Source organism: Spartinivicinus ruber, assembly GCF_011009015.1.
GTDB classification, from domain to species: Bacteria; Pseudomonadota; Gammaproteobacteria; order Pseudomonadales; family Zooshikellaceae; genus Spartinivicinus; species Spartinivicinus ruber.
Genome location: NZ_CP048878.1, coordinates 4,341,400 through 4,354,836 on the forward strand (window position 1 = coordinate 4,341,400; position 13,437 = coordinate 4,354,836).

General features: G+C 37.4%; 8 protein-coding genes. 2 read left to right on the forward strand and 6 right to left on the reverse strand.

Features of this window, described 5'->3' with window-relative positions:
* Positions 1-97 precede the first annotated feature (97 nt).
* The 3 genes from G4Y78_RS19515 to G4Y78_RS19525 are packed head-to-tail and all read right to left on the reverse strand — an operon-like array spanning position 98 to position 4,719.
* A complete protein-coding gene (locus tag G4Y78_RS19515) occupies positions 98-2,335 on the reverse strand; it encodes an efflux RND transporter permease subunit (protein ID WP_163834610.1) in 2,238 nt (745 codons plus the stop codon).
* Positions 2,335-3,885: a hypothetical protein gene (locus G4Y78_RS19520; protein ID WP_163834611.1), complete on the reverse strand. Its 1,551-nt coding sequence runs from the start codon at positions 3,883-3,885 to the stop codon at positions 2,335-2,337. The genes G4Y78_RS19515 and G4Y78_RS19520 overlap by 1 nt, the downstream gene beginning before the upstream one ends.
* A 15-nt stretch (positions 3,886-3,900) precedes the next feature.
* Positions 3,901-4,719 carry an outer membrane lipoprotein-sorting protein gene (locus G4Y78_RS19525; RefSeq protein ID WP_163834612.1) on the reverse strand — a complete coding sequence of 273 codons (819 nt, stop codon included), beginning with the start codon at positions 4,717-4,719 and terminating at the stop codon, positions 3,901-3,903.
* Positions 4,720-5,008: 289 nt separating this feature from the next.
* Here G4Y78_RS19525 and G4Y78_RS19530 point away from each other — a divergent pair, with 289 nt between their 5' ends.
* The gene (locus tag G4Y78_RS19530) at positions 5,009-5,800 is read left to right on the forward strand and encodes a PEP-CTERM/exosortase system-associated acyltransferase (protein ID WP_163834613.1); all 792 of its coding nucleotides are present in this window, start codon (positions 5,009-5,011) and stop codon (positions 5,798-5,800) included.
* A gap of 1 nt (position 5,801) precedes the next feature.
* Complete coding sequence (locus G4Y78_RS19535) at positions 5,802-6,680, forward strand: ThiF family adenylyltransferase (RefSeq protein WP_163834614.1); 879 nt, start codon at positions 5,802-5,804, stop codon at positions 6,678-6,680.
* Positions 6,681-6,890: 210 nt separating this feature from the next.
* Here G4Y78_RS19535 and prsT read toward each other — a convergent pair whose 3' ends face one another.
* The 3 genes from prsT to prsK are packed head-to-tail and all read right to left on the reverse strand — an operon-like array spanning position 6,891 to position 13,148.
* On the reverse strand, positions 6,891-9,692 hold the full coding sequence (gene prsT, locus G4Y78_RS19540; protein ID WP_163834615.1) for an XrtA/PEP-CTERM system TPR-repeat protein PrsT: 2,802 nt from the start codon (positions 9,690-9,692) through the stop codon (positions 6,891-6,893).
* 4 nt (positions 9,693-9,696) lie between these two features.
* Positions 9,697-11,052, reverse strand: coding sequence for a PEP-CTERM-box response regulator transcription factor (gene prsR / locus G4Y78_RS19545; protein WP_163834616.1), 1,356 nt, complete (start codon positions 11,050-11,052; stop codon positions 9,697-9,699).
* Complete coding sequence (prsK, locus tag G4Y78_RS19550) at positions 11,040-13,148, reverse strand: XrtA/PEP-CTERM system histidine kinase PrsK (protein ID WP_163834617.1); 2,109 nt, start codon at positions 13,146-13,148, stop codon at positions 11,040-11,042. The genes prsR and prsK overlap by 13 nt, the downstream gene beginning before the upstream one ends.
* Between the last annotated feature and the right edge of the window lie 289 nt (positions 13,149-13,437).

Below are 13,437 nucleotides of genomic sequence, written 5' to 3' on the forward strand. Positions count from 1 at the left end.
GTTAACAAATACTTACATTTAAGTATCTATTCTAAAAGCGAGTAAACATTAGCATTGATAACTACTTTGATAAATATAGTAGTTCACAACTTCGGCGTCACTTGTTAAAAGAAAACGTCATGACAATTAAAGCGGGCATTAGAATCAGATCAAATATAAGCGCTGTGATTAAACCAGCTGCCGTCAAAAAACCAAAGTGAACAGTCGGCTGAAACAGTGAGAAACATAACACAGAAAATTGAAAACCCAATATTATTGTTGTCACCGTCACAGCACTACCCGACTGATAATAACTTTTTAATAATGCTCTAAGTGGTTTAGCGCCATGCTTAATACCATCCTGAAAACCATGAAACAAATGAATTGTATCATCCACTGCAATACCCACAATGACACCAGCAATCATTGCCGTTGCCATGTCTAACCAGATGGAAAATAATCCCATCAAAATAAACATTACCACAACTGGCGCCAAATTCAGAAACAAAGTCAGTAATGCAGTAGTGAATTTACGCCATAGTAACAACATCATGACAAAAATCAGTAATACAGCACCTATCAAACTATTAACTTGCCCTTGTACTAGTAACACTTCCTGGTCTTCAAACAACTTGCCATAGCCTGAAATAGTCCATTTTAAATTATCAGAAATTTTTTCATTTAAATACTCTGTCAGTTTTTTTACCACTTTCCTAATATCATGAGAACTATGAACATTCAGATTCAATAAAATACGGGTACGGTTAAACTCCTTGTTGACTATTTCATACAAGTCATTTCCGTCGTATAAGAGTAAATATTGATTAACAAGATTTTGCTGATCAGGAATTACACGATAACTAGGTTCCTCTTCGTGAAAACCCCAGTGCATATCCTCAATAAAATCAACAACCGATTGTACCTTTTCAACCTCTGGCATTGCTGCTGCGTGAAGTTGTATTTTTTTTATCAGTTGTAGTGTCTCAAGTTGTTTAATTGCATCACGCTTATCCCCATCAATGACAATTTCCAAGGGTGTTACACCTGTCAGTTTTTCTTCCACTTTCTTAGTTGCAATGGTAATTGGATGATCGTCGGCAAAAAAAGCCAGTAAATTAGTTTCTGCTTTAACATTAAAGATTTGGGGGATACCTATAATCAAGCCAACAACAAAACATATCAACACATGTACAGGGTAACGTATTGCAAAAATGGTAAGTTTTTTTACAGTTTGAGTGAGTCCTTTCATCAGCAGATTATCAGATGGCCAACTGGCTTTATCCCAATAACTGAAAATAGGTGGTAATAATAAAATAACAATTGCAAATCCAAACAACACGCCTAACGCCGAAATGATTCCAAAGTATCTAATAGGCGGAATTTCACTTGCAGCTAATGACAATAAGCCCGCAGCCGTTGTCGCAACGGTGTAAGTAGCTGGCTTTTTAATTTCTGCCAATGCCCAACTAACACGTTTCTTTCCTTCAAATTTAAAGCCTGACGCAAGCCGTAAACCATTAAAAAAGTGAATCAACACAGCCATGGTTAATGCTGCCAACAACGAAGGGATCATACTGGAAATAAGTGTATAAGGCTGACCAAAGGGGATAAACCATAATAAAGTGACATTCACAACCCCGCCAATCGTCAAGAGGGTCATTACTACTGCTAACAAACGTCTGAATAATAAGGCTATTAACACCAACCCCAACAGCACTGTGATGGGAACAAAAGTGAAGGTATCACGCAACATTGAAGCTAGCTGGTAAGTTTCCAGGGGGACAGGACCAGCTATCGCAGAAATTAGATTGGATAAACCTGCCTTGTCTAATGCTTGTAAAGTAAAGTCTAATATTTCTTGGCGCGCTTGAGTGTCATCTAACAACTCCGGCCTGACCACCATAGCAAGAACATCGTCATTTCTACCAATTAATGCCCCTAAGGCAAAGCGATCATCTCTAATATAAGCCGCTCGATCCGTTTCCTTAACCTGACGAAGCCGCTTGTTGTTCATTAATGGTAAAACTTCAAAGCCATCAGCTGTGCCTGCAATATGATCAACTGAGGACACACTAACGACTCGATCAATTTTAGGATGCTTTTTAATCGCTTTCGTTGCCTGTTCAACCTTTGTTAAAACCTCATTACTAAACAGGCCTTCCCCTTCAAATAACACCATCAATACTTGATCTTCAGGAAATTCTTTTCTTAATTCATCACTGAATTGAACACTAGGCTGTGTTTTGGGTAAATATTGCTCTGGAGCATTATTGATGGTTAGGAACAATAACGAGGGAATGCCATTCATAATTAATAAAGTAATCAGGCAAGCTATTGCCTTCCACCGGTCTGGCATCAGAACTCTCCTCGCCACCCAATTGTAAACATATTATTATTTTTAAAAAAACCACCAACACTTCTTGGACTACCATCAAAAAAGTAAGATGCTAAATAAAATTCGTGAGGCTCCCAACCAAGAAAAGCAAATTCTGTAGCAATAAAATCATCATGTAAATTTAAGCCATGATTGAAACGAACTCGTAGTCTCCAGCGCTCATTACTATAAAGTCCCTCATACTGACCATTTAAAGAATAAACTCGTTTTCTATCAACTAGCTTATCATTTGCATTAATAGTGCTACCGACTAACTGCAAATTTAAACGATCATCCCCATCACCTGGGTAAAACTCACCACTAAAAACCCAATCAAAACCGTCATAAGTAGTGTAATCAAGTGTTTGCTTAGTGGCAGGCTTTTCACTGGAAAAAGCTCCTTCAAGCCGCCAAGTTACATCCCATGCTTGAAAAGTAATATCCCCTCCAACTACCCAACTATAAGGATGTGTTTCTATTAAATTATCATCACTGGCAGTTAAAATAGCTAAGGGATTAGGGTTGGTCCTTAAAATATTTAGTGTTTCATTACTGAGCTTATAATAAGGTAATGAACGCTTAACCCGGAGAAGTGCAATAGAGTAATCAAAGCCTTCAGCTGTGACACTATATCGTAATCCTCCACCACCAGAACCATCATCGTCTTCACCAATGGTAATTTGTGACACTTGAAATGAACGTAATGGCGCAAATACTTGTCCTGTATCTCTCTTTATTGGAGCCCAAATACTATCATCATTGGGTAACTCAGCCGCTCTAAAGTCCGGCAACCAAATTGCGTCCAGTTTTCTGCTATCCATAAAGTATTCAAACCGTAACATTGGGTAAGCACGATGCCGGTTTTCCCAGTCTGGTATTAATCCCCGAGTTAAATCCTGAACACTAACCTGATCCGTTGGCGCTACTTCATCTGCCACTCCCCACAATACAATTTGACTGCCAATGGTAAAACTGAACTGATCTGTTCGATGACGTAAATAAATTTCGTCATAATCAAGCTTGAATGCTTCAAAATCTGGACTGCCTACTTGCTTATCATAATCAGCACGAACCCCCAAATGCCACTCCCAAGCTTCACTAGGCTGATATTGCAAAAAGCCATTTAACTGTGCATATTCATAATGACTCACATTACTATCTGATCGACTTAACCAAGAACCAGTAGCAGTTGTGCTTAAACCATAGGTAATACCATAACGATCAGTTGATTCTCCTTCTGCCAGTTCCTCTAAAGACTCTAAATCTATTTCCCCCTCATCACTATCTACATCTAATAAAATTCCTTCCTCATCTTCTTTAATCTCATCACTGATCGCATCTTCAGTCACATCAAGTACTGATTCTGAATCAACATCAGCCTCAGCCAAAAAAAATAATCTCAAATCATTTAAAGACTGATGACGCTTTACAAACTCACCTTTTGACCATGCATTTACGCTGATAAAAGTAATGAGACAAACCCCAACCCAAGAAAACGTATTGAGTATATTTTTTTCTATTATTTTTTTCATACCAATGAAGTTTTATTATTGTTCCAGTTGTTTTGGCCTATACGTTACTTCTCTCACAGGGTCTTCCAAAACTTGAACAGTAAACATATCATCGACTAAACCTTGGTCATATAAAATATTTTTAACTTTCATAATGGTTTTATGACCAGACTCAAGGTCAGTAACCGTGGATTCTAAAACCGTCCAATAACCTTGTACTTTATTAATTTTATTAACCATCAACCGCTTCATTGGTTTAGCTGAACCATCTTGATAATAATCAACCTTCAATGCGATTAATGAGCTTTCGTGAATCCAGCTGATCTTTTTGGAATAGGCTGAATCATCTGCTTTTTTCGGAGTACTCTCTAAAATAATGGCATTAAGCTTATTCACTTTTTCCTTGCCAAGAATTTTATGGTTGTCTTTTGTATATAAACGATTTTGTAGATCTTCATAAAAAATGTCAGAACCAACAAATCGTCCGCCTTTCCTGCTGGAAGAAATTCTCCTTACTCGATCAAGTCCAGGTAAATACACCCATTGCTCACTGTCCTTAGCTTCTGAATCCAATGTCAGCAAACCAGTATTCGCTATGTCCTTCGGCGAAGTGAAACGAATTAATGACCAGACATCACTATACGACTTATCTTTCCCATAGCTAAACATGCCTCGAACTCTAGGCTTGTGCCCTTGCTCCACTAAAACCATATAGCCAAAACTCGCCCGATCATTTCCGTCTGGGCGTTCATATATCCGTTTGGCCAACGCTGCAGCATCACTGGCTGCTAATAATGGGAAAGAGGTAAACCAGCTTAGTAATATAAAACAACATATCCATTGGATCTGCTTCATGATACTTCTCTTAAACGAATACTACATTAACGGATCAGTATAGATAGAGAATAGCCAGTATGTTTAGTCAGTTTCTAACAAACTGCTGCTAAAAATTTTCCTTAACTGTACTCCCCCTCTCATTAAGTAATGTACATCCCTCTCATTAGTACAATTAGAAAAATAAAAATTTATTTTTAAAATAAAAAAATATATTAATTTAAAAATATCTTTTTGTTTCATAATCTCAACTAGACTTGTTTTACCTATAGTTAATCATTAAAACTAGTTGTATCAGGTTGTAACTTTCATGCTCAACCCCAATGCTATTGTTGATCACTTTTATCAATACTTTAAACCGGTACTTGCCAGTGACCTGTCTCTGGTTCAACATGCCTACCGCATTCGTTGCGACGTGTACTGTAAAGAACTCAAGTTTGAGCCAGATACCACCTCAGACTTTGAAACAGATGACTTTGATCATTACTCCCAACATGTATTAATTGAACACCTTTCTAGCCAAAGTTACGCAGGCTGTGTGCGTTTAGTCGTACCTCCTAAAAATAATCGTGATGCGCAACTCCCTCTAGAAAAGTACTGCTATGAAGCACTTGATAAGTCAATTGTAGATATTGAAAGTTTTGAGCGTGGTACCTTTGGCGAAATTTCACGGCTGGCAGTTAAAAACCAATTTCGACGCCGTTCTGGAGACTCAAAAACACCTACTGGCGCACCAGAGGTAAAGCAAACCAGTCAGGCAGAAGAGCGCCGTAATTTTCCTTTTATTGCTGTAAGCTTATATCTTTCCGTCACAGCTATCGCCAAACTAAATAATATTGAACATGTTTTTGTTATGATGGAACCCCGTTTAGCTAAGCACTTAAGTATGATGGGAATAATTTTTCAACAAATTGGACCTGTTGTTGATTACCATGGACGTAGGGCACCTTATTATATTAATGAAGGTATATTTCATAAGAATTTACCTCATTTGGCAAAACCTTTTTTTGAGCGAGTTTATAGTGACTTGTCAGATCAATTTTCTTCTGAGCTATCCATACATAATATCTCTCATCAACAAACCTTAATAGTGAAGAAATAATATGGAACAAGCTAACTTTGATTATGACCTTGCATTCTCTCGTAATATTGGCTGGGTTACTGAAGAAGAGCAACATGAACTGCGTAATAAAACTATTGCCATTGCAGGAATGGGAGGAGTGGGCGGTGCCCACCTGATGACATTAGCCAGGCTGGGAATTGGCCACTTTCATTTATCTGATTATGATAGCTTTGAAGTTGAAAACTTTAATCGCCAGGCAGGCGCTAAAATGTCATCAATTGGCCAACCTAAATTATCTACACTGGTGCAAATGGCCAAAGATATTAATCCAGAGCTAACCGTAAAAGAATTTCCAGAAGGTATTAATGAAAAAAATGCCCATGAGTTTGTAAAAGGAATTGACCTTTATGTTGATTCATTAGATTTTTTTGCTCTTGAAGCCCGGCGGCTTGTTTTTGCTGAGTGCTATGAACGTAATATTCCTGCTACTACTGCAGCACCATTAGGAATGGGAACAGCAGTGCTAAACTTTATGCCAGGGAAAATGACATTTGAAGAGTACTTTAAGCTGGAAGGATGCTCAGAAGAAGACCAAGCACTTAAATTTCTAGTAGGTCTGTCTCCAGCCATGTTACAAAGACCTTATTTAATGGATAAAAAACGAGTCAATCTAAATAACAAAAAAGGACCTTCGACAATTATGGGCTGCGACTTATGTGCAGGTGTAGCAGCTACCAATGTATTAAAAATACTATTGCATCGCGGACCTATTTTAGCTGCCCCCTGGGGACTGCACTTTGATGCTTATCGAAACAAGTTAAAGATAACATATCGCCCTGGTGGCAACGATAATATGATTCAAAAAGGTATGATTTGGTTTATTAAAAACGTTATCTTAAAACATCAACAACAACTTTAAAAAAATAAATAGTTTCATATATAGCCAAAACGAATGCTTTACAAAGGCAGGCGTTGGACGTTGAAACCCTATGATTTCATAACTCAACAAAAAATTAGCATAAAGAACGACAGTAACAAACCCTAAAATTCATTCGAGAAAGGTGTCATAATAAAAAGGCTGAAGTATAAATATACTTCAGCCTTTTTAAACATCCACTTATGTTTGGTGTTAGTTGAGTTCAGACAGTAGCTTTTCCGCCTCAGACTTTTCAGAAAAATCCATATTTTTACTTAACAAAGTTTGTAACTGTTCTTTGGCTTGTTTGGTTTTTCCTTTTTTAGCCAGTGCAACAGCATAATGGTAAATAATATCACCATTATTCGGTGCACCTGCCAATGCCTGTTGCAATAGCTTTAACGCCTCATCAACTTGGTTATTTTCCAATAAAATCCAGCCATAGGTATCAGCAATTTCAGGCTGCTGTGGCATCAAGCTATAAGCTTTTTTAGCATAATCTAAAGACTTTTCTTTATTAGTAGACATATAGAACCAAGCAAGGTTATTAAGCGATTCTATATGATTAGGCTGTAGAGTTAACACTTCTTCATAGGTATTTATAGCATCATCAAGTTTACCTTGCTGGTGAAGATAACCAGCATACCTAGCTTTAATCTCTGGGTTCTTATCAAACTTTTTAGTTGCTTTAGCAAACAGATCAGCAATTTTCTTCTCGTCTTTATTATTTAAATAATACTGATAAAGAGGTAAGAACACATTGGGCTCTGCCAGCTCATCAAAAAGCTTTTGATAAATCTGAGCTGCTTTGTCTTTATTACCTTTTGCGCTTTCAATACTGGCAATAAGCGTTTCCAAAGAAGGCTTATCAGGGTTCTTTTTAACTATCGACTCAGCGACTAACATGGCTTTATCATATTGCTTATCACCAACTAATATATTGTATTTAGTAAGTAACAAATCCATATCGTCCGGATTAGCCAAAATTGCAGCATCAACTAGCTTAACAGCTCCTACAGCGTTCTTATTGTCCAGATGTAAATTGATTAACTTTCCAAGTATGTTTTTATTATCAGGCTGCTTATTATAGAGTTTCTCTAAGTAAAACTGTGCCTTATCTTTTTTGTTTTGACTAAAGTAAACCTGATAAGCTAAATCCAACAAGCCTAAACTGTTAGGCTGTTTGTTTAACGCCTCACTTATAGCCCTTTCAGCTTTAAGCGGCTGTTGAGTTCTCATATAGGCTTCAACCAACAATGTACTCGTTCTGGTATGACCTGGATTTACCTCACTTGCTTTTTTCAACCATTCAATTGCAGAATCATTATCTTGTTCTGCTGATGCTAAAGCACTTAACGCATAGTAAGCAGGCAAATATTTTTCATTGATTTTAATAACATTTTGGTAATGCTCTTTTGCTTTAGTCTTTTCTCCTTTATCAGCGTCAAGCGACGCTAAAGCCATGATTGAGGGAATATACTTACTATCCTTTTCAAGAGCAGTTTTGAATAACTTTTCAGCTTCTTCAGGCTTTTCATTCACCTGCTGAATAATCCCTTTCAAATTATAATACACAGGGTTATCAGGCCATTTTTTAATTCTTTGATCAACAAGCTCTGTCGCTTCAGCATGTTTTCCTTGCTGTATCCAGGTTCTAACTAATAATAAATCAGCATCATTGGGTGTAGAAGCTTTATCAGATAAAGTCTTTAACTCTTTAACAGCCGTATCTACATCACCAGAAAACAGGTGACCAACAGCAGCTTGTGCTCTTAGCCGAGAAACATCCGGCTCCAACTCAAGTGCCTTATCAAGAAACTCAGTTCCTTTAGCATAATTGTTTTGCTTCATGTAAGCATTGCCCAATAAAGCAAATACCTTAGCCTGATGCTGGCTATCTCGACCAGTTAACGGAGACAATACTTTAATGGCTGCCTTAGGATTATTCTCTTTTAAGTAGATTTGCGCTAATAGGATATTAGCTCCTTCGTTTCCTTTAACACTAGATACATATTTTTCCAAACTTTCTGCTGCCTGCTGATAGTTTTCAAGCCCATAGTTAGCTATAGCTTGCAAATAAACAGCAGGTAAAAACCCAGGCTGAATACGTAGCACTTTATCAGCTGTTTCTTTTGCTTCACTAAACTTATTTTCCTTTAATAAAATTTTTGTTAAAACAAAGTTGGCCTCAGGATGATTAGGCACTTCTTTTATTACCACATTCACATCATCTTTAGCTTCTTTTAGCTTATCTAAAGAGACAAACCCTTCTGAACGTTTCAGTAAAGCATTAAAGTTCTTACTGTTTTTATCGAGTACTTTATTTAAGATGGTAATAGCTTCATCTATTTTTAATTCTTTTAGCTTAAGTTGTGCCTGTAAAGTAAGTGCTTCAGCATGATCTGGATTTTCCTTCAAAACCTTACCAATATAGCCATAAGCCGTCATTATATCTGATTCAGTAAAGGCAACCCGTGCCAAGCCCATTTGTGCCGGAATACTGGGCTTAATTGCAAGTGCTTGATTAAAGGCATCCTTAGCATCAGCTAACATCCCTTGTCCTAAATAAGCAAAACCATGGGTTGCAAGCGCATCAGGTTTTAATTCTTTTTTTATAGTATCTAACTCAACCAAAGAAATAGCTTCTGCGTATTTTCTTTGTAATAAATATAATTCAGCAAGCTCTAACTTATCTTTGTCAGCTAATGTCCCGAGCTTATTAGCTCTTTCCCACTCTTTAATTGCAGAGGAAAAATTACCAGATTTAACATAAACACGGCCTAATAGTGCTCGTGCCTTACCATTTTTAGGATTTTCTTTTAGTAGATTTTTTAATTGAATAATAGCTGTCTTATATTCACCATCTTTATAATACTTTTCAGCTTCCTGATAAAGATCAGCCGCAAATAACGTTTGTAATGGCAGGGTGACACCTAAACAAATCGCCAGCAATGATTGTTTCAAATAACTTGGTTGACTTTTTTTGCTTTTACTCTGTTTCTTGCGATTTAACATTGTTTTATTCCATTATTCCATATTTATGCATGAGTGAATATAAAGTAGGCCTTGTTACACCTAGTAAATCAGCAGTTTTAGATATATTTTTGTTAGTGTATCCAATCGCTCGATTAATGACTTCTTTTTCAGCTTTCTCCCTTACTTCTTTTAAATTAAATGGAAATTCATTCAACTCGACATTTTCTAATTCCAGATCTTCTGCATTGATCATTTTACCATCAGCCATCACCACAGCTCTTTTTAAGCGATTTTCTAACTCACGGATATTGCCTGGCCAGTGATAACTTGAAATTGCATCAAGGGCATCATTAGTGAAGCCTTTTAAGTTTCTCTTGTGCTGTTCATTAAAGCGTTGTAATAAATTGCGTGCAATTACCACTGCATCACCATGCCGTTCCCTAAGGGGTGGAATTTTCAAGGTAATTTCACTTACTCGGTAATATAAGTCTTCTCTAAATCTGCCTTCATCAATCAGCTTGGGTAAATTCTGATGAGTAGCACAAATAACCCTAACATCAACAGGAATTTCCTCTCGGCCGCCAACCCGTTCAATGGTTCGTTCTTGTAAAAAGCGCAATAACTTGGCTTGTAATGACATAGGCAGATCACCTACTTCATCTAAAAAGAACGTACCATTTATTGCGTATTCAATTTTTCCTTTGGTTTGCTTAACAGCACCAGTAAAAGCACCCTTTTCGTAGCCAAATAACTCACTTTCCAGCAAGTTTTCAGGGATAGCCGCACAGTTAACCGCAACAAAATTATTATCTTTTCGATTACTTAAATTATGAATTGCTCGAGCCAGCACTTCCTTACCCGTACCACTTTCCCCCAATAGCAACACTCCAACATCTGTTGGTGCAATTTTTTCAATGCTTCGAGTTATTTTTTGCATGCTTTCACTACAAGCAATAATACCCGATAAGGGTTCTGCATTATATTTTTGTTGTAAACGATGGTTTTCCTGTTCTAATGCATGAACATGAAATGCTCTTTCAATAATTAGCCCTAATACATCAGTATCAATTGGCTTTTGATAAAAATCATAAGCACCCAATGCAATGGAGCGAATAGCGTTTTCCCTATCATCATTACCAGTCACAACAATCACTTTAGTTTGTGGTGCCAATGATAATATTTGTTCAACTGTTTTTAAGCCTTCACTAGCATTAGCTGGGTCAGGGGGTAATCCTAAATCAACAGTGACCACTTGTGGCTCAGTGCGTCTAAGATGTTTAATAGCCTCTTCTCGCGTTCCACAAATAATCGTTTCATAATCATCAAAACACCATTTAAGTTGTTTTTGTAAGCCCGGATCATCCTCAACAATAAGCAATGTCCGCTTTATATCTGACATGCTTGTTCTCCTTCAGTGCTTTTTGTTGCTTCGTTAGGCAACCCCTGGTGTAGGGGTAAACGAATAATAAATTCGGTACCTTTACCAGGTTCGCTGTTAACTGAAATTGTGCCGTCTTGTGACTCAATAAATTCCTTGGCATCAAATACACCAATGCCCATGCCTGCATTTCCTTTAGTGGTATCAAAGGGTTTAAAAAGTCGTGTCTTAATAAAGTCAGAATCCATTCCCGCACCATTATCTACAACACTGATAATGGCATGGTTATTTTCATGAGCTGCGGTTAACTTAACCCAACCAGAGTCTTCTGTTGCATCTTGAGCATTTTGTACTAAATGCCCCAAAACCGATACCAATTTTGCTCGATCAATTTTTAATGGAATAACTTGGCTCGCATTAATGACTGTTACTGAAGGAACATAACCAGATTGCTGTCTGGCAACTTCAGAAACCACATCATTTAAATCAACGATGGTTTTATTTTTAGTAGGTATTTTACCTTTACGAAGTTGCTCTAACATTCGATTCATTTTAGCCACAGCATTAGTTAGTGTTTCCAATGCATCATCAATAAACTCTGGCTTATGCTTATGTTTTGATGAATTCGTTACAATCAACGACAGTTGCGCGACTACATTTTTCAAATCGTGTACAACAAAAGCTGAAAGACGATTATAAGCTTCAAATTGCCTGGCATTAGCCAACTCTTCACTTGCATCAATTAATGCTAAATAATTCGTCAGTTGATAACCAATCATCTTTAATAAATCATGTTCTTCCCAGTTAATTGCCCGTTTTGCTCTTGGCTTGGCTAAAATAATAAAACCAAATAGATCATCATGATTAATTAACGGCACTATTAGCCAGTTATCAGGGTTTTGAGTAAACCAATCAGGAAAAGCAACACCATCATATAATGACTGGTTAGCATCATATTCTATTTTATTGATTACCCACTTTTTATCTATCAAAAATCGAACCAGCTCAGACTCTCGGGTTTCCTGCCAGTGATCAGCAAAACGCATATTCCAACCGTATATTGGTTTAAACACTGATTTTTTATCTTTGCACCACAGCACTCCCGCGGGACTATCAACAGTATCGGCCATTACTTTAATGCAACGTTGTTGTAATGGTTCTGTGGCATCAATGGATACTAAAGCATTATTCAAGCGCATCCATTCATCACGATAGTCATATTTAAAATGAAAGAAGTGTTTATTAATTAATACTTTAATTTGTGCACGAATTTGTGCAGAAAATAACAAAACAAAAAAACCAACAATGGCTGAAGTGACAAAAACAGCCAAAAATACTTCGCTCCATTCCCCACCAAAGTCTCTGATATAATAACCAGCAATCGCCATTATCAGCAGGTAGCCTCCTGTAATGACTAATACTGAGGTGCGATAAATAATCCGCCTAGAAACAAATACATCAACTGACCACTTCGGGTTACGTGTTGCTGACAAAGCAATCAATGGCACAATTAACGCGTCAACCAAACCTCTGGCATTCCACATAACCAAGTTAATATGACTATAAAGTAACGCTTCAGCATATAAAATAAAGTCAAAGGCAAATGCTACTGCTAACCCCAAATACAGGTGTTTAACTGCCCAACGCTTATCCACTTGCGTATTTCGGTATAGCTGTTCTATCAGGAACAAGCTGGTAATAGCCAGTAATAAATGGCTAATAATACGTAGGTCTGAAGTACTATCCTGTTGTATGCGCGCCAGTAAATCCGGATCCAGTTCTAGCCAAACCAATGAGGCAACTAATGCTAATAAAGTTGGCCGACCTATTGCGATAATCTTACTAGCAGCTAACGTGGTATAACCCAGCAACTTTAACAAGAGCCAACACCATAGTAGTGTTCTAACCGCTTCTACTGGTAGCACATCAGCAAGAAAGATCGACTCATCCCAACTGGCATAGGCAACAATTCCTGCCCAAACTGACATGCCTGATGTAGCCAGTACCAACCAACTCCCAACAACAGCTTCTTTTTTAAGGCGAGTACTCAGTAAGAAAGTAAGAACAAGGTAGGCAACTGCAGCAATGCTATAGCTGACTAAACCAACTGAATCCATAGTTACTTCCTGTTGTAATCAAGTGGAGAGCCCCACTCATTAGTGAATCCTTAATAGTGATCAGTGTTTTGAAGGGCATTACCGTTAGCCCTGACATAGAAGTGACATGCAAACTAAATAATCTCCCCTTGCTTAAAGCAGTGGTTGCAACTTGATAGTTGATTCTTTATTAAATGCAACAACCAACCTGCAATTAAGCTCCCTACTCTCAAGTGTATGAGCTAATAGCAAAACTGTCGATAAAATTTACAGGTTTAAGCTATGTTATTGAAATAACTAATATTATTTA